At 70.2% G+C, this 19,902-nt stretch carries 14 protein-coding genes; 5 read left to right on the forward strand and 9 right to left on the reverse strand.

From position 1 onward, the window contains the following. The 7 genes from ACZ5K7_RS24335 to ACZ5K7_RS24365 all read right to left on the reverse strand — a co-directional run bounded on the left by ACZ5K7_RS24335 (position 1) and on the right by ACZ5K7_RS24365 (position 8,299). Positions 1 to 1,041 carry a PAC2 family protein gene (locus tag ACZ5K7_RS24335; protein WP_468916048.1) on the reverse strand — a complete coding sequence of 347 codons (1,041 nt, stop codon included), beginning with the start codon at positions 1,039 to 1,041 and terminating at the stop codon, positions 1 to 3. A 178-nt stretch (positions 1,042 to 1,219) separates the two neighbouring features. After that, positions 1,220 to 1,891: a FadR/GntR family transcriptional regulator gene (locus ACZ5K7_RS24340; RefSeq protein ID WP_351700228.1), complete on the reverse strand. Its 672-nt coding sequence runs from the start codon at positions 1,889 to 1,891 to the stop codon at positions 1,220 to 1,222. Positions 1,892 to 1,946: 55 nt separating this feature from the next. After that, a complete protein-coding gene (locus ACZ5K7_RS24345; RefSeq protein WP_351700231.1) occupies positions 1,947 to 2,744 on the reverse strand; it encodes a nucleoside phosphorylase in 798 nt (265 codons plus the stop codon). 328 nt (positions 2,745 to 3,072) lie between these two features. Further along, positions 3,073 to 4,689: a glycerol-3-phosphate dehydrogenase/oxidase gene (locus tag ACZ5K7_RS24350; RefSeq protein ID WP_351700234.1), complete on the reverse strand. Its 1,617-nt coding sequence runs from the start codon at positions 4,687 to 4,689 to the stop codon at positions 3,073 to 3,075. 53 nt (positions 4,690 to 4,742) lie between these two features. Then, on the reverse strand, positions 4,743 to 6,281 hold the full coding sequence (gene glpK, locus ACZ5K7_RS24355; protein ID WP_351700237.1) for a glycerol kinase GlpK: 1,539 nt from the start codon (positions 6,279 to 6,281) through the stop codon (positions 4,743 to 4,745). Between the two features lie 81 nt (positions 6,282 to 6,362). Further along, positions 6,363 to 7,157: an MIP/aquaporin family protein gene (locus tag ACZ5K7_RS24360; protein ID WP_351700240.1), complete on the reverse strand. Its 795-nt coding sequence runs from the start codon at positions 7,155 to 7,157 to the stop codon at positions 6,363 to 6,365. A 377-nt stretch (positions 7,158 to 7,534) separates the two neighbouring features. Next, positions 7,535 to 8,299 carry an IclR family transcriptional regulator gene (locus tag ACZ5K7_RS24365; RefSeq protein WP_351700243.1) on the reverse strand — a complete coding sequence of 255 codons (765 nt, stop codon included), beginning with the start codon at positions 8,297 to 8,299 and terminating at the stop codon, positions 7,535 to 7,537. Positions 8,300 to 8,675: 376 nt separating this feature from the next. Between ACZ5K7_RS24365 and metH the strand changes: the two genes are divergently transcribed. The 3 genes from metH to ACZ5K7_RS24380 all read left to right on the forward strand — a co-directional run bounded on the left by metH (position 8,676) and on the right by ACZ5K7_RS24380 (position 15,048). Further along, a complete protein-coding gene (gene metH / locus ACZ5K7_RS24370) occupies positions 8,676 to 12,191 on the forward strand; it encodes a methionine synthase (protein ID WP_468916052.1) in 3,516 nt (1,171 codons plus the stop codon). Positions 12,192 to 12,321: 130 nt separating this feature from the next. Beyond that, positions 12,322 to 13,023 carry an HAD family hydrolase gene (locus ACZ5K7_RS24375; RefSeq protein WP_351700249.1) on the forward strand — a complete coding sequence of 234 codons (702 nt, stop codon included), beginning with the start codon at positions 12,322 to 12,324 and terminating at the stop codon, positions 13,021 to 13,023. A 423-nt stretch (positions 13,024 to 13,446) separates the two neighbouring features. After that, entirely contained in the window at positions 13,447 to 15,048 is a 1,602-nt protein-coding gene (locus ACZ5K7_RS24380) for an ABC transporter substrate-binding protein (protein WP_351700252.1), read from the forward strand. A 67-nt stretch (positions 15,049 to 15,115) separates the two neighbouring features. On the opposite strand, the gene ACZ5K7_RS24385 is transcribed toward ACZ5K7_RS24380, so the two are convergent. Beyond that, positions 15,116 to 15,787, reverse strand: coding sequence for a response regulator (locus ACZ5K7_RS24385; RefSeq protein ID WP_020939010.1), 672 nt, complete (start codon positions 15,785 to 15,787; stop codon positions 15,116 to 15,118). A 15-nt stretch (positions 15,788 to 15,802) separates the two neighbouring features. After that, entirely contained in the window at positions 15,803 to 16,744 is a 942-nt protein-coding gene (locus ACZ5K7_RS24390) for a RecB family exonuclease (RefSeq protein ID WP_351700255.1), read from the reverse strand. A gap of 146 nt (positions 16,745 to 16,890) precedes the next feature. Here ACZ5K7_RS24390 and ACZ5K7_RS24395 point away from each other — a divergent pair, with 146 nt between their 5' ends. Together ACZ5K7_RS24395 and ACZ5K7_RS24400 are read left to right on the forward strand one after the other, a co-directional pair. After that, entirely contained in the window at positions 16,891 to 18,600 is a 1,710-nt protein-coding gene (locus tag ACZ5K7_RS24395; RefSeq protein ID WP_468916111.1) for a site-2 protease family protein, read from the forward strand. 71 nt (positions 18,601 to 18,671) lie between these two features. After that, positions 18,672 to 19,574: a tRNA (adenine-N1)-methyltransferase gene (locus tag ACZ5K7_RS24400; RefSeq protein WP_351700261.1), complete on the forward strand. Its 903-nt coding sequence runs from the start codon at positions 18,672 to 18,674 to the stop codon at positions 19,572 to 19,574. Positions 19,575 to 19,902: the final 328 nt, after the last annotated feature.

Below are 19,902 nucleotides of genomic sequence, written 5' to 3' on the forward strand. Positions count from 1 at the left end.
TCAGTCCTCGGAGGTGTCCTCGCCCTCCGGGCCCAGGTCCTCGTCGGAGTCCGTGGAGCCGTCGGCGTCCGCGGAATTCCCCGTGTTCCCGGGCGTGTCGGGCTTCGGCGGTCTGGGCGGCCGGGTCTTGCCGCTCGGGTTGTCCCGCAGGTACGACGCGCTCTCGGTGCCGTCCGCCGTGGCATGGCCGGGCGGCGGGTTCACATCCCGGCGCCGCAGATAGCGCTCGAACTCGCGAGCGATCGCCTCGCCCGACGCCTCCGGCAGCTCGGCGGTGTCCCGGGCCTCCTCCAGCGTCTGCACGTACTCGGCGACCTCGGTGTCCTCGGCGGCCAGCTGGTCCACCCCGACCTGCCAGGCGCGCGCGTCCTCGGGCAGCTCGCCCAGCGGGATCCGCAGGTCGAGCAGGTCCTCCAGGCGGTTCAGCAGCGCCAGCGTGGCCTTCGGGTTGGGCGGCTGGGAGACGTAGTGCGGGACGGCCGCCCAGAGCGAGACCGCCGGGACGCCCGCGTGGGTGCAGGCCTCCTGGAGGACGCCGACGATGCCCGTCGGACCCTCGTACTTGGTCTCCTCCAGGTCCATCCGCTGGGCCAGGTCCGGGTCGGAGGTGACCCCGCTGACCGGCACCGGACGCGTGTGCGGGGTGTCACCGAGCAGGGCGCCCAGGACGACCACCAGCTCCACGCCCAGCTCATGGGCGAAGCCGAGCAGCTCGTTGCAGAACGAGCGCCAGCGCATGGACGGCTCGATGCCCCGCACCAGCACCAGGTCCCGCGGCTTGTCGCCGCCGACCCGGACCACCGACAGTCGTGTGGTCGGCCAGGTGATCTTGCGCACGCCGGCGTCCATCCACACCGTGGGGCGGTTCACCTGGAAGTCGTAGTAGTCCTCGGCGTCCAGGGCCGCGAACACCTCGCCCTTCCATTCCCGCTCCAGATGCGCGACCGCGGTGGAGGCGGCGTCGCCGGCATCGTTCCAGCCCTCGAACGCGGCCACCATGACTGGGTCGATCAGCTCGGGAACCCCCTCCAGCTCGATCACCCAGCGCCTCCTTCCGACGTACCCTCGCGTACGCCCCAACCTTACGGCGTCCGGCGGGGGCGCCCGCAGCCCCCTTGCACGGGGGAGTGAACGGATCACTGCCCCGTTCACCACCCTCGAACACCCCGATTCGGCGAGGAACCGCTCACGGGTAGTAAGCGCTTCACAGGCTGTCGCTTCACAGACTGCTGCGCAGCCACTGCTCCACGCTCGCGATGTGCACGGTCGCCCAGGAGCGGGCCGCCTCCGCGTCCCGGTCGCGCAGCGCGGCCAGGATCGCCCGGTGCTCGCGCAGGGTCCGAGCGACCGCGTCCTCCTGTGTCAGCCCGCGCCAGATCCGGGCCCGGGTGGTCGGCCCGGACAGCCCGTCAAGCAGCGAGCAGAGCACCGAGTTCCCGGAACTCTGCACGATGCCCCGGTGGAACTCCAGGTCGCAGGCGACCAGTTCCTCCACCGACGGCGCGGCACCCAGCGCGTCCAACTGGGCGGCCAGCGCGTCCAGTTGCTGCTCGCTGATCCGGGAGGCGGCCATCGCGGTGGCGGCCGGCTCCAGGATCCGGCGCACCGCGAGGAACTCCAGGACCGTGTCGTCGCGGTGGAAGTCGACGACGAAGCTCATCGCCTCCAGGAGCAGTTGCGGGTCCAGGCTGGTGACATAGGTGCCGTCGCCCTGCCGTACGTCCAGGATCCGGATCAGCGACAGGGCCCGTACCGCCTCCCGCAGCGAGTTGCGGGACAGACCGAGTTCGGCGGCGAGTTCGCTCTCCTTCGGCAACCGGTCACCGGGGCGCAGCGCACCGGAGACGATCATGTCCTTGATCTTCTCGATCGCCTCATCGGTGACTGCCATACCGGCCTCCTTGTCGCTGAGACATCCGATGTCTCAGCCACATTATGCGACCTGGTCAGGCCGGGGCAGACCGTGGTGCCGGGCACCGGCCGGGACCGGTGAGCGCCCCGCTCTCCGCCGCCAGCAGCCGCAGCGCCTCCAGGGACACCACAGCACCGCGCTCGACACCGGCCGCGACGACCTCCCGGTGCGGGTCGTACCCACCGGTGGCCTCCGCGTCGACCAGCTCGTCGGCGTTGACCCCGTCGACGACCACGATCCCGCCCGCGACCAGTCCGCGCAGCGAGGCCGTCACCAGCAGCGCGGACAGCTCCATCTCGATCGCGGCGAGCCCCGCGCCCCGGTAGGAGAACAGGGGCAGCAGGCCAGGCTGGAAGGCCGCCCGGGTCCACACCACACCCCGGTGGTACGGCGCTCCGGCCTCCCGCGCGGCCCGCTGGAGCGCGAACACCGCCTCCGGCGAGGAGTACGCCGGATACTCGGGCGGCAGCAACTGCTGGGTCACCCCGTCGTCGCGGACGGCCGCCTCCGCGATGACCAGGTCACCGTCCTCGATCCCGGGTTTCATCGCCCCCGCCGTACCGAACCGCAGAAAGGTGGTCACCCCCGCGTCGGCCATCTCCTGGAACAGCAGGATCGCCCCCGGCGCCCCCACCCCGTGCGAGGCCACCGCCACCGGCAGTCCCTGCCAACTGCCGCCGAACACCCGGTACTCGCGGTGGTACGACACCTCCTCGGCGCCGTCGAGCAGCGCGGCCACCGCCGCCGCCCGCGCCGGGTCCCCGACCACGATCGCGTGGGCCGGCAGCCCCGAGCGCGGTATCCGGGTGATGGGCAGCAGGTCCTGCGTCATACGGCGACTCCAGCAAGGGCGAACGGGACATCGGGAGTGTCGCGTACGCCCCGGCAACCGCGTGTCGCCGGGGGCGTGGCCGAAGCGCGGGGCACCCTTCGCCCGGGCGGCGGTCTCACTCCGCGTCGAACCACTCCCGGCCGGCCGCCCAGTGCCGTACCCAGCCGGTGAATCCCGGTTCGGGCGCGCGAAGGGGGCGGTTCCCTAGGGGAGAGGAGCCGCCCCCTCGCAGACCCGCCCCCGGTACGGCGGGGCCGGGACTCCAGCGGCTGCCGGACCGGTCAGGGGACCCGGCGCACCGCCCGTATCTCGTCCGCCTCGCGGCGGGTCACTTCTTGTCGAGCAGGTCCTGGACCTTGGCCTTGACGTCGTCCGTCGCCAGGCCGCGGATTGTCAGGGTGGTACGCCGGCGCAGCACGTCGTCCGTCGTCTCGGCCCACTCGTTGTCCCGGGCCCACACGACCTGCGCCCAGATCTCCGGGGCGTCCGGGTGGACCCGCTCGGCCAGCTCCGGGTGCTCGTTGGCGAGCCGGGCTATGTCGAAGGCCAGCGAACCGTAGTGGGTGGCCAGGTGCTTGGCGGTGTCGGCGGCCATGCGCGGGCCGGGGGCCGGGTTGTCCACCAGCAGCCGGTGGGCGACCGCGCGGGGGTTGGCGACGCCGGGCAGCGGCAGCTTCTTCGGCAGCGAGGCGATCGGCTCGAAGTCGTCGCCCAGCGGGTGCCCCGGCAGTGCCTCCAGCTTCTCCATCACCGTACGGCCGATGTGCCGGAAGGTGGTCCACTTGCCGCCCGCGACGGACAGCATGCCGCCCCTGCCCTCGGTCACCACGGTCTCCCGCTTGGCCTTCGCGGTGTCGCCGGGTCCGCCCGGCAGCACCCGCAGGCCCGCGAAGGAGTAGGTGATCAGGTCGCGCCGGAGCTGCTGGTCCCGGACCGAGAACGCGGCCTCGTCCAGGATCTGGGCGATGTCCTTCTCGGTGACGGAGACGTCCGCCGGGTCGCCCTCGTACTCCTCGTCGGTGGTGCCGAGCAGCAGCATGTCCTCCCAGGGGAGGGCGAAGGTGATCCGGTACTTGTCGATGGGGGTGGCGAGGGCGGCCTTCCACGGGGCCGTCCGCTTCAGGACCAGGTGCGCGCCCTTCGACAGGCGGATCGACGGGGCCGCGTTCGGGTCCTCCATCCGGCGCAGGTGGTCGACCCAGGGGCCGGTCGCGTTGAGCACCAGACGGGCGTTGACGCCGAACTCCTCGCCGGAGACCGCGTCCTTCAGGTCGGCGCCGGTCACCCGGCCCTTGGTGAAGCGCAGGCCGGTGACCTGGGCGTGGTTGAGGACGACCGCGCCCGCCTCGACGGCCGCGCGGACCGTCATCAGCGCCATGCGCGCGTCGTTCATCTGGTCGTCGCCATACACGGCCACGGCCTTGAGGTTCTCGGTGCGCAGCTCCGGCACGTCCCGCTGTGCCCGCGCGGGCGAGAGCAGGTGGCCGACGCCGTCACCGAACGCGGAGAGCGCGGAGTAGGCGAAGACGCCCGCCCCGAGCTTCGCCGCACCGTGCGGACCGCCCTTGTACACGGGGAGGTAGAACGTGAGCGGGTTCGCCAGGTGGGGGGCCACCTGGCGGGAGACCGCACGGCGTTCGAAGTGGTTCTCCGCCACCAGCTTCACCGCGCCGGTCTGCAGGTAGCGCAGACCGCCGTGGAGGAGCTTGGAGGAGGCGGAGGAGGTGGCGCCGGCGAAGTCGCCGGCGTCGACCAGGGCCACCCTGAGTCCGGACTGCGCGGCGTGCCAGGCGGTGGAGATGCCCAGGATGCCGCCGCCGATCACAAGAAGGTCGTACGACGCCTTGGAGAGCTGCTCCCTGGTCTCGGCCCGGCTCGGAAGCGAGCCGGAGGCCGGGTGCGTTCCCAGGGCAGGTACGGACTGCAGGGTGGACTGACTGGTCATGTCGGGTTCTTACTCCTCGTCAGAGCTCGATCGTGAGAGCGCGCTCGCTCTCGTCAGCTCTCGTCGTCGATCCAGCCCATGGTCCGGTCGACGGCCTTGAGCCAGTTCTTGTACTCACGGTCGCGGGTCTCCGCGTCCATGCGGGGGGTCCACTCGGCGGCCCGGCGCCAGTTGGCGCGCAGTTCGTCGGTGCTGGACCAGAAGCCGACGGCGAGGCCGGCGGCGTAGGCGGCGCCGAGGCAGGTGGTCTCCGCGACCATCGGGCGCACCACCGGCGCGTCGAGGACGTCGGCGAGCTGCTGCATCAGCAGGTTGTTGGCGGTCATGCCACCGTCGACCTTCAGGGCCACCAGCTCGTCGCCGGAGTCCTTCACCATGGCGTCCGCGATCTCGCGGGTCTGCCAGGCGGTGGCCTCCAGGACGGCGCGGGCCAGGTGCGCCTTGGTGACGTACCGGGTCAGGCCGGCGATCACACCGCGGGCGTCGGAACGCCAGTGCGGGGCGAACAGACCGGAGAAGGCCGGCACGAAGTAGGCGCCGCCGTTGTCCTCGACCGAGAGCGCGAGCGTCTCGATCTCGGCGGCGGTGGAGATCAGGCCCATCTGGTCGCGCATCCACTGCACCAGCGAGCCGGTGACGGCGATCGAGCCCTCCAGCGCGTACACCGTCGGCTGGTCGCCGATCTTGTAGCCGACCGTGGTCAGCAGGCCCGCGTAGGAGTTGATGATCTTCTCACCGGTGTTCATCACCATGAAGGTGCCGGTGCCGTAGGTGGACTTGGTCTCTCCCTCGGAGAAGCAGGTCTGGCCGAACAGGGCCGCCTGCTGGTCGCCGAGCGCGGAGGCGACCGGGATGCCGCCGAGCAGCTCGCCCAGCGGTCCGCCGGTGACCTCGCCGTAGACCTCGGCGGAGGACCGGATCTCGGGCAGGATCTGCAGCGGCACGCCGATGGACTCGGCGATCTTCTCGTCCCACTGCATGGTGTGCAGGTTCATCAGGAGGGTGCGGGAGGCGTTGGTCACGTCGGTGACGTGCTTGCCGCCGTCGACACCGCCCGTCAGGTTCCAGATGACCCAGCTGTCCATGGTGCCGAAGAGGATGTCGCCCGCCTCGGCGCGCTCCTTGAGGCCGTCGACGTTGTCGAGCAGCCAGCGGGCCTTGGGGCCGGCGAAGTAGGAGGCCAGCGGCAGACCGGTCTCGCGGCGGAAGCGGTCCTGGCCGACGTTGCGGCCGAGCTCGCGGCAGAGGGCGTCGGTGCGGGTGTCCTGCCAGACGATGGCGTTGTAGACGGGCTCACCGGTGTTCTTGTCCCACAGCACGGTGGTCTCGCGCTGGTTGGTGATACCGATGGCCTTGATGTCGTCGCGGGTGATGCCGGCCTTCTGGATGGCCCCGGCGACGACTTCCTGGACGTTGGTCCAGATCTCGTTGGCGTTGTGTTCGACCCAGCCCGGCTTGGGGAAGATCTGCTCGTGCTCCTTCTGGTCGACCGAGACGATACGGCCGTCCTTGTCGAAGACGATGCAGCGGCTGGAGGTCGTGCCCTGGTCGATCGCGGCGATGAACGGGCCTGCGGTGTGGGCGTCGGTCACTGTGTGCTCCTCGAAGATCCGTGGTGTGTGGCGGTGCGTCTGCTGCTTCAGCGGAGTTCAGCCGGTAGCGGAGGTCTGCTTCTAAGCAAAAGCGACGTTGTAGATGCCCGCGGCTATCGCTGCGCCGATCAGCGGACCGACCACCGGGATCCAGGCGTAGCTCCAGTCGGAACCGCCCTTGTTGGGCAGGGGGAGCAGCGCGTGCACGATACGCGGACCGAGGTCACGGGCCGGGTTGATGGCGTAGCCCGTCGGGCCGCCGAGCGAGAGACCGATGGAGACGACCACCAGGGCGGTGATCAGGCCGCCCAGCACACCGAGGCCGTTGCCCTTGTCGTTGAGGCCCTGCGTGAGGACCGCCAGGATCAGCACGATGGTGCCGATGATCTCCGTGGCGAGGTTCTGCACCACGTTCCGGATCTCGGGGCCGGTGGAGAAGATGCCGAGGACCGGGCCGGCGCCCTTCTCCTGCGCCTCGACTGCCTTGGCCGTGGTGGCCTGCGCGCCCGGACCGCCGACGATCTCCCGGTCGGTCAGGTGCGCGTGGAACTGGCCGTAGTAGGCGACCCACACCAGGGTCGCGCCGATCAGCGCGCCGAGCAGCTGGCCGGCGAAGTAGACCGGAACGTTGCTCCAGTCGTCGTTCTTGATCGCGAGGGCGACGGTGACGGCCGGGTTGAGATGGGCGCCGGACAGCGGTCCGGAGATGTAGACCGCCGTCATGACGGCGAAGCCCCAACCGAAGGCGATGGCGAGCCAGCCGGCGTTACGGGCCTTGGAGGCCTTGAGCGTGACGGCGGCGCACACACCGCCGCCGAGCAGGATGAGTATGGCGGTACCGATGGTCTCGCCGATGAAGATGTCGGAGCTGGACACCCGCGACTCCTTTGTCCTTCGTCCAGGGAAGCCGAACCCCGAGTCCCGTCGGGGTGTTGGCGCCCTCGTGGGTGAGAGCGAATCCGGCCCTTGGCGTTGCCACACTCTAGCGCGTATTGCCGGTAGGTGTTCGACAATGCCGACCGATGGACGGGAGTCTCGCCCCGGCGTTACGCGTGCGTCAAGAGTTCTGTTACCGAAAGCGCGATCGTTATTGATTGCTGTGAGTTGTCGATCTTTGTCGGGATCGCGGGCCCGATGTGCCATGGCGGCCCCACTGAACTCCGCATTTGTTCTGTTTTGTCCACATCAGGGTACGGCTGAGGCCGGTCCGCCGACAGGCGGACCGGCCTCAGGTGATGATCAGCGGTACGCGGTCAGAACCGTCCCGCGCCCAGGTCCCGCGACACCGCGCGGGCGCAGTCCCGCACCGCGGCGATCAGCTCGGGCTGCAACTCCCCGTCCTTGCACAGCCGCTCCACCGCGCCCGTGATGCCCACCGCGCCGACCGGCATGCGCCGCCGGTTGTGGATCGGCGCCGCTATCGACGCCACGCCCTCCCAGGTCTCCTCCACGTCCGCCGCGTACCCCCGGGCGCGGGTGAGGTCGAGGACGTGTTCGAAAGCGTCCGGGTCGCAGGTCGTACGGTCGGTGAAGGGCTTGCGGTCTGCCTCCAGGGCCTCGCTGTGCGCCACCGGGTCGTAGGCCGACAGCACCTTGCCGAGGGCCGTGGAGTGCAGCGGCTGCATCGCCCCGATCTCCAGCACCTGCCGGCTGTCGTCGGGCCGGAACACGTGGTGCACGATCAGCACGCCCTGCTGATGGAGAACGCCCAGGTAGACGCTCTCCCCGCTGGAGCGGGCCAGGTCGTCCGTCCACACCAGCGCCCGGGCCCGCAGTTCGTGCACGTCCAGATAGGTGGTGCCGAGCCGCAGCAGCTCGGCGCCCAGCTGATAGCGCCCCGAGGCCTCGTCCTGCTCGACGAACCCCTCCTGCTGGAGGGTGCGCAATATGCCGTGCGCGGTGCCCTTGGCCAGACCCAGTGACGAGGCGATGTCGGACAGGCCGAGCCGTCGCTCACCGCCCGCGAGCAGCCGCAGCATCGCTGCCGCCCGTTCGAGCGACTGGATGTTCCGTGCCATCGCAGTCCTGCCTCCGTCCCCTACGACCCTCGCCGTAAGACTGCCGTAACCGTCGTTCGGCAATGTCGAACACTACCGGTCCATGTCGACTCTCCGCTAATGGTCGGTCGACACCTGTTACACCAGGCGTCGACCGCGCCTCCCGCACATGTGGTCCCCCCGGCCCAGCTCACGTGCGGTCCCCGTGCGCGGCGCGGACGCCGTGGTGGGCGACATACTCGCCCATCCGGCGCCTCACCAGCCCCTCACCCGTCCGCCACATGGACGCCCTGCCCATCCAAGCCCACACCCGGTTAGGCTGGCGCAGTGCGTCCGTGCCCGGGCCCGGCCCGGCGGACCGCATAGCCGACAGCCGTCGCATCCAAGGGAGCCCTTCATGGCCTCGTTGCCGCCGTCCCCTTCCGCCGACAGCCGGACCCGCGTGTCCGCGCTCCGAGAGGCGCTCGCCACCCGTGTGGTGGTCGCCGACGGAGCCATGGGCACCATGCTCCAGGCCCAGGACCCCACCCTCGACGACTTCCAGCAGCTAGAGGGCTGCAACGAGATCCTGAACCTGACCCGCCCCGACATCGTCCGCTCGGTCCACGAGGCGTACTTCGACGCGGGCGTGGACTGCGTCGAGACCAACACCTTCGGCGCCAACTACGCGGCGATGGCCGAGTACGACATCCCCGAGCGCGTCTACGAACTCTCCGAGGCGGGCGCCCGGATCGCCCGCGAGACCGCCGACGGCTACCTCGCCCGCGACGGCCGCCAGCGCTGGGTGCTCGGCTCCATCGGCCCCGGCACCAAGCTGCCCACCCTCGGCCACATCGGGTACACCACGATCCGCGACGCCTTCCAGCAGAACGCCGAGGGCCTGATCGCGGGCGGCGCGGACGCGCTGATCGTGGAGACCACCCAGGACCTGCTCCAGACCAAGGCCGCCGTGATCGGCGCCCACCGCGCCCGCGAGATCGCCGGCCTGGACGTCCCGATCATCGTCTCCGTCACCGTCGAGACGACCGGCACCATGCTGCTGGGCTCCGAGATCGGCGCCGCGCTCACCGCGCTGGAGCCGCTCGGCATCGACATGATCGGCATGAACTGCGCCACCGGCCCCGCCGAGATGAGCGAGCACCTGCGTTACCTCTCCCGGCACTCCCGGATCGCGCTGTCGTGCATGCCCAACGCCGGCCTGCCCGTCCTCGGCAAGGACGGCGCCAGCTACCCGCTCAGCCCCTCCGAGCTGGCCGACGCCCACGAGACCTTCGTACGGGACTACGGCCTCTCCCTCATCGGCGGCTGCTGCGGCACCACCCCCGAGCACCTGCGCCAGGTCGTCGAGCGCGTCCAGGGGGTCACCCCGCCCGAGCGCAGCCCGCGCCCCGAGCCCGGCGCCGCCTCCCTCTACCAGACCGTCCCGTTCCGCCAGGACACCTCGTACCTGGCCATCGGCGAGCGCACCAACGCCAACGGTTCCAAGAAGTTCCGCGAGGCCATGCTGGACGCCCGCTGGGACGACTGTGTGGAGATGGCCCGCGAGCAGATCCGCGAGGGCGCCCACATGCTGGACCTCTGCGTCGACTACGTGGGCCGCGACGGCGTCGCCGACATGCGGGAACTGGCCGGCCGCTTCGCCACCGCCTCCACACTGCCCATCGTCCTGGACTCCACCGAGGTCCCCGTCATCCAGGCCGGCCTGGAGAAGCTCGGCGGCCGCGCCGTCATCAACTCCGTCAACTACGAGGACGGCGACGGCCCGGAGTCCCGCTTCGCCAAGGTCACCGCACTGGCGCGCGAGCACGGCGCCGCGCTGATCGCGCTGACCATCGACGAGGAGGGCCAGGCCCGCACCCCCGAGAAGAAGGTGGAGATCGCCGAACGGCTGATCGAGGACCTGACCGGGAACTGGGGCATCCACGAGTCGGACATCCTCATCGACACCCTGACCTTCACCATCTGCACCGGCCAGGAGGAGTCCCGGGGCGACGGCATCGCCACCATCGAGGCGATCCGCGAACTCAAGCGCCGCCACCCGGACGTCCAGACCACGCTCGGCCTGTCCAACATCTCCTTCGGCCTCAACCCGGCCGCCCGCATCCTGCTGAACTCCGTCTTCCTCGACGAGTGTGTCAAGGCGGGACTGGACTCGGCGATCGTGCACGCGAGCAAGATCCTGCCGATCGCCCGGTTCTCCGAGGAAGAGGTACAGACCGCCCTCGACCTCGTCCACGACCGCCGCACCGAGGGCTACGACCCGCTCCAGAAGCTGATGGCCCTGTTCGAGGGCGCCACCGCCAAGTCCCTCAAGGCCGGCAAGGCCGAGGAACTGGCCGCCCTCCCGCTGGAGGAGCGCCTCAAGCGCCGCATCATCGACGGCGAGAAGAACGGCCTGGAGGCCGACCTGGACGCGGCCCTCCAGGACCGCCCCGCCCTCGAGATCGTCAACGAGACCCTGCTGGACGGCATGAAGGTCGTCGGCGAACTGTTCGGCTCCGGCCAGATGCAGCTGCCGTTCGTCCTCCAGTCCGCCGAGGTCATGAAGTCCGCGGTCGCCTACCTCGAACCGCACATGGAGAAGTCGGACGCCGAGGGCAAGGGCACCATCGTGCTCGCCACCGTGCGCGGCGACGTCCACGACATCGGCAAGAACCTCGTCGACATCATCCTGTCCAACAACGGCTACAACGTCGTCAACCTCGGCATCAAGCAGCCCGTCTCCGCGATCCTGGAGGCCGCCGACGAGCACCGGGCCGACGTCATCGGCATGTCCGGCCTGCTGGTCAAATCCACGGTGATCATGAAGGAGAACCTGGAGGAGCTCAACCAGCGCGGCCTGGCGGCCAGTTACCCGGTGATCCTGGGCGGCGCCGCCCTCACCCGCTCCTACGTCGAGCAGGACCTGTACGAGATCTACGAGGGCGAGGTCCGCTACGCCCGCGACGCCTTCGAGGGCCTGCGCCTGATGGACGCCCTCATCGGCGTCAAGCGCGGAGTGCCCGGCGCCAGCCTGCCGGAACTGAAGCAGCGCCGGGTGCGGCCGACCGCCACCGTCGAGGCCGAGGAACGGCCCGAGGAGGGCCACGTCCGCTCCGACGTCGCCGTCGACAACCCGGTGCCCACCCCGCCGTTCTGGGACACCCGCGTCATCAAGGGCATCCAGCTCAAGGAGTACGCGAGCTGGCTCGACGAGGGCGCCCTCTTCAAGGGCCAGTGGGGCCTCAAGCAGGCCCGCACCGGCGAGGGACCCACGTACGAGGAACTCGTCGAGACCGACGGCCGCCCCCGGCTGCGCGGCCTGCTGGACCAGCTCCAGACCGAGAACCTGCTGGAAGCGGCCGTGGTCTACGGCTACTTCCCCTGCGTCTCCAAGGACGACGACCTGATCATCCTGGACGAACGCGGCAACGAACGCACCCGGTTCACCTTCCCGCGCCAGCGCCGCGGCCGCCGGCTGTGCCTCGCCGACTTCTTCCGCCCGGAGGAGTCGGGGGAGACGGACGTGGTCGGCCTCCAGGTCGTCACCGTCGGCTCCCGCATCGGCGAGCAGACCGCCAAGCTCTTCGAGGCCAACTCCTACCGTGACTACCTCGAACTGCACGGCTTGTCCGTCCAGCTGGCCGAGGCACTCGCCGAGTACTGGCACGCGCGCGTCCGTGCGGAGCTGGGCTTCGCAGGCGAGGACCCCAGCGACGTCGAGGACATGTTCGCCCTGAAGTACCGGGGCGCCCGCTTCTCCCTCGGCTACGGCGCCTGCCCGAACCTGGAGGACCGCGCCAAGATCGCCGACCTGCTCCAGCCCGAGCGGATCGGCGTCCAGCTGTCCGAGGAGTTCCAGCTGCACCCCGAGCAGTCCACCGACGCCATCGTGATCCACCACCCGGAGGCGAAGTACTTCAACGCACGATGAGCGGTACGGCGACACCGAGACGTGTCCCACACCGCACATTGATCCGATAAGTCGTACACTGGTCGGTCCACAGCAGGCCGGTTCCCCGCATGGGAACCGGCCTGGTCGTCCCTCAAGGAGGTGCGCCCGGATGACCAGTACGGTCCCCGCGCTCGGAACCCGTACGGCGGAAGGATCGGCGCTTCAGGCGGTGCTCCTCGACATGGACGGCACCCTCGTGGACACCGAGGGCTTCTGGTGGGACGTCGAGGTCGAGATCTTCGCCCGCCTCGGCCACACCCTCGACGAGTCCTGGCGCCATGTCGTGGTCGGCGGCCCCATGACCCGCAGCGCCGGGTTCCTCATCGAGGCCACCGGCGCGGCCATCACCCTCGCCGAACTCAGCGTGCTGCTCAACGACGGCTTCGAGCAGCGCATCGGCACCACCCTGCCGCTGATGCCGGGCGCCAAGCGGCTGCTCGCCGAACTCCACGAACAGCAGATCCCCACCGCCCTGGTCTCCGCCTCGCACCGGCGCATCATCGACCGCGTCCTGACCTCACTGGGCCCCCACCACTTCACCCTCTCCGTCGCCGGCGACGAGGTCTCCCGCACCAAGCCCTACCCGGACCCGTATCTGCTCGCGGCCGCGGGACTTGGCGCGGATCCGGCCAGATGCGCGGTGGTCGAGGACACCGCGACCGGTGTCGCCGCCGCCGAGGCCGCCGGCTGCCAGGTGGTTGCCGTGCCGTCCGTCGCGCCCATCGCCCCGGCCGAGCGGCGCACCGTGGTCACCTCCCTGGAAGAGGTCGACCTGGCATTCCTGCGCGGACTGATGACGGAAATGCGCTAGCCGTTCACCCAGCGTGCGAACGGCATTGGGTGAAATCCCGGTGGCGTTCATTCAACGGAATTCGCAACTGTTCAACCGGCTGAATTCCGATACCCGCCCCCACTCCCGCATGTGTGACGTTCCCCACGTGCACGGGGGTCGACAACGTTGCCCGGGTGTGCCGCTTCCCCCCTGATCGGGGGGAATTCAGGCGCCCTTGTGTCCCGATTGGGGAGACGCTGCACTAATCCTGCCGTCGTCGGGTTTTCGGTCTGTCCGCAGCCGGTTCCACTGCGTGATGGGACCTCAACTCATGCGCCTGTGAGCCCTCCTGCGGGCGCGGACTAATCTCATCGCGAGAACATCGCCGTTACCCCCGTGGTCCGCTTCGACACCCCTGCATGCCGGATACACGGACTCGAACAGCTCTGGAGAACTTCGAGCATGAACCGCAAGACTTTGGTGCTGCCGGCTGTGATCGGCCTGCTCACTCCGGTTCTCGCCGCGTGCGGTGGATCCGACAGTGGCAGCGCGAGTGACGGCGCGATCGTCGTCGGCACCACCGACCGGTTCACCGCCACGAAGGACGCCCCGGCGCCGGTCGATCCCGCCTACTCCTACGACGTCGGCGGCTGGAACATCCTGCGTCAGACGGTGCAGACCCTGATGAGCCAGCCCAAGGGCGAGGGCGACCCGGTCCCCGACGCCGCCGAGAGCTGCTCCTTCACCGACAGCGGCAGCGAGCGCTACGCCTGCAAGCTGCGCGAGGGCCTGAAGTTCTCCGACGGCAACGCCGTCACCGCCGAGGACGTCAAGTGGTCCATGCAGCGCGCCCTGCGGATCAAGTCCGACACCGGCGTCTACGCCCTCCTCTCGAACATCGACACCATCGAGACCCAGGGCGACCGCGAGGTCATCTTCCACCTCAAGGCCGCCGACGCCACCTTCCCGTACAAGCTGTCCACTCCGGTCGCGGGCATCGTGAACCCGAAGGACTACGAGAAGGACAAGCTCCGCGACGGCTTCGACATCGACGGCTCCGGGCCCTACACCTTCAAGGCCGACGTCAAGAACGACGAGATCGTCTCCGCCACCTTCACCAAGAACCCGAACTACAAGGGCAGCGTGAAGGTGAACAACGAGCAGGTCGTCATGCGCTCGTACAAGGACGCCGCCGCCATGGGCGACGCGATCGACAAGGGCGACATCGACCTGATGACCCGCACCATGTCGCCGTCCCAGATCAAGAAGCTCAACACCGGAGACGACGCCAACGTCGACCTCGTCGAGATGTCCGGCCTGGAGATCCGCTACCTCGGCTTCAACACCGACGCGCCCACGGTGAAGTCCAAGGCCGTCCGCCAGGCCATGGCCCAGGTCATCAACCGCGACGAACTCGTCGCCAAGGTGTACGGCACCCAGGCCGAGCCGCTGTACTCGCTGGTCCCGGCCTCCGTGACCGGCCACTCCAACTCCTTCTTCAACAAGTACGGCGACCCGAACGTCGCCAAGGCCAAGAACCTGCTGACCGCCGCGAACATCACCACCCCGGTGAAGCTCACCCTGCACTACACGACCGACCACTACGGTCCGGCCACCAAGCAGGAGTTCGAGGTCCTCAAGCAGCAGCTCAACGACAGCGGCCTGTTCGACGTCAGCATCGAGGGCACCCCCTGGTCGACCTACCAGACGGCCGAACGCAAGGGCGACTACGACGTCTACGGCATGGGCTGGTTCCCCGACTTCCCGGACGCCGACAACTTCCTTGCGCCGTTCCTCGACAAGGACAACTTCCTCAAGTCGCCCTACGTCAACAACCGGATCATCAACACGCTGATCCCGGCCTCCCGCCGCGAGGCCGACCGCGCGAGCGCCAGCGGCAGCCTGACCGAGATCCAGGACGACGTCGCCGACGACGTCCCGGTGCTGCCGCTCTGGCAGGGCAAGCAGTTCGTCGCCGCCCGCGACGACATCACGGGCGTCGCCTACGCCCTCAACTCCTCCGCCAGCCTCCAGCTGTGGGAGCTCGGCCGCGGCTCCAGCTGACGACCGGTCACACGACGCGAAGGGCGCCCCCTCTCCTCGGAGAAGGGGCGCCCTTGCCGTTCTCGGCCTACTGCGCGCCGGGCCGCACCAGACCGCTCTCGTACGCGTACACCGCCGCCTGCACCCGGTCCCGCAGCCCCAGCTTGGTCAGCACATGCCCCACATGCGTCTTCACCGTGGTCTCGCTGACGAACAGATCGGCGGCGATCTCCGCGTTCGACAACCCCCGCGCGACCAGCTTCAGCACCTCCACCTCACGGTCGGTGAGCGTGTGCAGGGTGTCCGGCACCGGCTCCTCGCCGGACGGCAGATGCGTGGCGTACTTGTCCAGCAGCCGGCGCGTGATGCTCGGCGCCAGCATCGCCTCGCCGCCCGCCACCACCCGGATCGCCTGCACCAGCTCGTTGGCCGGAGCGTCCTTCAGCAGGAAGCCGCTGGCGCCCGCGCGCAGCGCCTCCACCACGTACTCGTCGAGATCGAACGTGGTCAGCACCAGCACCTTCGCCGGGCCGTCCCGGCCGGGACCGGTGATCTGCCGGGTCGCCTCCACCCCGTCCATCCGCGGCATCCGGATGTCCATCAGCACCACATCGGGCTGGAGGGCGCGCACCTGGTCGAGAGCCTGAAGGCCGTCTCCGGCCTCGCCCACGACCGCGATGTCCTGCTCGGCCTCCAGAATCATCCGGAACCCGGTTCGCAGCAGTGGCTGGTCGTCGACCAGTAGGACGCGGATGGCCACGGTGAGTCTCCTTCGCTAGTCCGCGCCCATTCTGCCCTGCGGAAGGTCTCCGGACTCGGCCGACCTCACCGGCAGCGGATACGGCGGGGGAGTACCGCCGAACTCGGGGCAGTGCGCCTGGTGGTCGCACCAGCCGCACAGCTTCGTCGGACGCGGCCGCCACTCCCCGGACTCCGTCGCCTGCCGGATCGCCTCCCACAGCGCGAGCAACTTGCGCTCCACCCGCTCCAGATCGGCGACCACCGGGTCGTACGTCACCACGTCACCGCTGCCGAGATAGACCAGCTGCAGCCGCCTCGGCACCACGTTCTTCAGCCGCCACACCACCAGGGCGTAGAACTTCATCTGGAACAGCGCGCCCTCGGCGTACTCAGGTCGCGGCGCCTTGCCGGTCTTGTAGTCGACGATCCGCACCTCACCCGTCGGCGCCACGTCGACCCGGTCGATGATCCCGCGCAGCCGCAGCCCCGACTCCAGCTCCGTCTCGACGAACAGCTCCCGCTCCACCGGCTCCAGCCGCGACGGATCCTCCAGCGTGAACCAGCGCTCGACGAGCTGCTCCGCCTCGCCCAGCCAGCGGGTCAGCCGCTCGCCCTCGGGATCGTCCGCGAACAGCTCACCGACCTCCGGCCGGCTCTCCCGCAGCCGGTCCCACTGCCCCGGAACCAGCGACCTGGCCCGCGGCGCCGTCCGCTCCGCGGCGGGCGCGTCGAAGAGCCGCTCCAGGACCGCGTGCACCAGCGTCCCCCGGGTCGCCGCCTCGCTCGGCTTCTCCGGCAGCCGGTCGATCACCCGGAACCGGTACAGCAACGGACACTGCATGAAGTCACTGGCCCGCGACGGCGACAGCGAGGCCGGCGGCCCGGCCGCCCTCGCCCCCGCCTCCGTGACCGGCCCTTCCCCTTGAGGGACGGCCGCGCCCTGAGCCGGCGAGGCGTCCTCGATGCTGCTCTCCATGACCACAGACCATACGGCCCGCCACTGACAGTCACCCAACCCGCGCTACGCCCCGGCCAACACAAGGGGTGCCGGGGCGAAACGCGTCACGACGGCCGCATACCATCAACCGGAGACGACGTTTCTAACGAGGGGACACCGTGGACGTGAGCGGCGGGAGCGGGCAGCCCCGGTCGGAGGACGGCGAACCGACCGAGCGGCCCGCAGGTCCTACGGCCCCGACCAACGACGGAGGCCCGGACCCCACCGACGCTCCGACGGCTCCGCCATGGGCCGGGACACCCGCCGACACCGGGAAACCGGAGCCGAAGCCGGAACCGCCCGCCGAGTCACCCACTCCGGAGACCAACAACCCGAACACACCCCCCGAACCACCGGCCTCCGTCCCGGACGAGACCCCCACGTCCGGTGCCTCTGGCTCCGAGGAGCCCGGCGCTTCCGGTGCCTCTGGCTCTGAGGGGACTGGCGTCTCCGGTCGCGACCGGTCCGGTGCTTCCGGTGGCTCTGGTCCTGAGGAGACCGCCGATCCTGGTGCCTCCGGTGCTGAGGAGTCCGGTGCTTCCGGTGTCTCTGGCTCCGAGGAGTCCGGCGCTTCCGGTTCCGATCGCGCCGGTGCGGTCGGCGCCGCCCGGCCCGACGGGACCGGCGCGTCTGGTCACGCGGGCTCCGGTATGGCGAAGGGGCGGCCGCCGCAGCGGCCCAGGGAACCCGGCGGCGGCCTGCTCATGGGGCGCCCCTTCGGCGTACCCGTGTACGTCGCCCCCAGCTGGTTCGTCGTCGCCGCGCTGATCACCTGGGTCTTCGGCGGCCAGCTCGACCGCGTGCTGCCCGAACTCGGCGCCGCCCGCTACCTCGTCTCCCTCTTCTTCGCCATCGCCTTCTACGCCTCCGTCCTGGTCCACGAACTCGCCCACACGGTCGCCGCGATCCGCTTCAAACTCCCCGTCCGCCGCATCCAGCTCCAGTTCTTCGGCGGCGTCTCCGAGATCGAGAAAGAAGCCGAGACCCCCGGCCGGGAGTTCGTGCTGGCCTTCGTCGGCCCACTGCTCTCCCTCGTCCTCTCCGGCCTCTTCTACCTCGCCATGCAGCCCGTCGAACCCGGCACGGTCCCCGGCGTCCTGCTGGCCGGCCTGATGGTCTCCAACCTCATCGTGGCCATCTTCAACCTCCTGCCCGGCCTGCCCCTCGACGGCGGCCGGATGCTCCGCGCCGTCGTCTGGAAGATCACCGGCAGGCCCATGAGCGGCACCGTCGCCGCCGCCTGGGTCGGCCGCGCCCTCGCCGTCTCCGTCCTGATCGGCCTCCCGCTGCTCAACTACTCGGGCACCTTCGGCGGCGGCACCGAGAACGCCAACGGCATGGACGCCCTCACCGACGGCCTGCTCGCCGCCGTCCTCGCCGCGATCATCTGGACCGGCGCCGGCAACAGCCTGCGCATGGCCAGGCTGCGCGAACACCTCCCGGAACTGCGCGCCCGCACCCTCACCCGCCGCGCCGTCCCGGTGGAGACCGGCACCCCCCTCTCCGAGGCCCTGCGCCGCGCCAACGCCGCCGGGGCCCGCGCCCTGGTCGTCGTCGACGCCGACGGCAACCCGCTCTCCCTGGTCCGCGAGGCCGCCATCGTCGGCGTACCCGAGCACCGCCGACCCTGGGTCGCCGTCAGCGGCCTCGCCCAGGACCTCACCGACGGCATGCGCGTCTCCGCGGAACTGGCCGGAGAGGACCTCCTCGACGTGCTGCGCGCCACCCCCGCCACCGAGTACCTGGTGGTCGAGGACACCGGCGAGATCTACGGTGTCCTGTCGGCGGCCGACGTCGAGCGCGCCTTCGTACGGGCCATGGCCCGCCCCAGCTGAGCCCCGCTCCGCCCGGGCAAAGCCCGTTCCGCGTGGTCGGTGGCCTCCACAAACCCCGGTAGGCTGTTCACATGTCCGAACCGACCGGTGCCGCCCGCAGGCGCGGGCCCTTCAAGGTCGGGGACCAGGTTCAGCTGACCGACCCCAAGGGCCGCCACTACACGTTCACGCTCGAAGCCGGGAAGAACTTCCACACCCACAAGGGCTCCTTCCCGCACGACGAACTGATCGGCGCTCCCGAGGGCAGCGTTGTCCGTACCACCGGCAACGTCGCCTACCTCGCGCTGCGCCCCCTGCTCCCCGACTACGTCCTGTCCATGCCCCGCGGGGCAGCCGTCGTCTACCCCAAGGACGCGGGGCAGATCCTCTCCTTCGCCGACATCTTCCCCGGCGCCCGCGTCGTCGAAGCCGGCGTCGGCTCCGGCTCCCTCAGCAGCTTCCTGCTGCGTGCCATCGGCGACCAGGGCATGCTGCACAGCTACGAGCGCCGCGAGGACTTCGCCGAGATCGCCCAGCAGAACGTGGAACGCTACTTCGGCGGCCCGCACCCCGCCTGGCAGCTCACCGTCGGCGACCTCCAGGACAACCTGTCGGACACCGACGTCGACCGTGTCATCCTCGACATGCTCGCGCCCTGGGAGTGCCTGGAGGCCGTCTCCAAGGCGCTCGTGCCCGGCGGCATCCTGTGCTGCTACGTCGCCACCACCACCCAGCTGGCGCGGACCGTCGAGTCCATCCGCGAGATCGGCTGCTTCAACGAGCCGACCTCCTGGGAGACGATGATCCGCAACTGGCACGTGGAAGGGCTTGCCGTCCGACCCGACCACCGGATGATCGGCCACACCGGTTTCCTGCTCACCGCCCGCCGCCTCGCCGACGGCGTCGAGCCGCCCATGCGCCGCCGCCGCCCCGCCAAGGGTGCCTACGGCGAGGACTACGACGGCCCCAACGCCGACGGCGGCACCGGCCGCTGAGCCGTCCCGTCATCGCGTCGCAGCGTCAACGTACGAGCGCCGCTGCCGAGTTCCCCCGACCCGACCGGAACTCGGCAGTGGCGCTCACGCGTTGACGCGGCAGCCGACGCGGCGCAGAACCCCGGAACCCCGCACCCCGACCCCACGGAACCCCACCCGCCGTCGCGGAAGCCAGCCTTGCTGTCGCGCGGAAGTCCCCCCGGTCTCGCGGCTCCCCCCGCTGTCACGGCAGCCCACCCGCCGACGCAGCGACTCACCGCCGACGCGAAGGCCTCCCCGGCCGTCACGGAAGTCTCGCCAGCTGTGACGAAGCCCCGCCGGAGCCGTG

Source organism: Streptomyces sp. NPDC031497, from assembly GCF_055580905.1.

Excerpts from the sequence above, each read along its gene's own strand:
- ACZ5K7_RS24340 (WP_351700228.1), bottom strand. The coding sequence starts at position 1,891 with ATGGCAGTCACCGATGAGGCGATCGAGAAGATCAAGGACATGATCGTC.
- ACZ5K7_RS24345 (WP_351700231.1), bottom strand. The coding sequence starts at position 2,744 with ATGACGCAGGACCTGCTGCCCATCACCCGGATACCGCGCTCGGGGCTG.
- ACZ5K7_RS24350 (WP_351700234.1), bottom strand. The coding sequence starts at position 4,689 with ATGACCAGTCAGTCCACCCTGCAGTCCGTACCTGCCCTGGGAACGCAC.
- ACZ5K7_RS24365 (WP_351700243.1), bottom strand. The coding sequence starts at position 8,299 with ATGGCACGGAACATCCAGTCGCTCGAACGGGCGGCAGCGATGCTGCGG.
- metH (WP_468916052.1), top strand. The coding sequence starts at position 8,676 with ATGGCCTCGTTGCCGCCGTCCCCTTCCGCCGACAGCCGGACCCGCGTG.
- ACZ5K7_RS24375 (WP_351700249.1), top strand. The coding sequence starts at position 12,322 with ATGACCAGTACGGTCCCCGCGCTCGGAACCCGTACGGCGGAAGGATCG.
- ACZ5K7_RS24380 (WP_351700252.1), top strand. The coding sequence starts at position 13,447 with ATGAACCGCAAGACTTTGGTGCTGCCGGCTGTGATCGGCCTGCTCACT.
- ACZ5K7_RS24390 (WP_351700255.1), bottom strand. The coding sequence starts at position 16,744 with ATGGAGAGCAGCATCGAGGACGCCTCGCCGGCTCAGGGCGCGGCCGTC.
- ACZ5K7_RS24400 (WP_351700261.1), top strand. The coding sequence starts at position 18,672 with ATGTCCGAACCGACCGGTGCCGCCCGCAGGCGCGGGCCCTTCAAGGTC.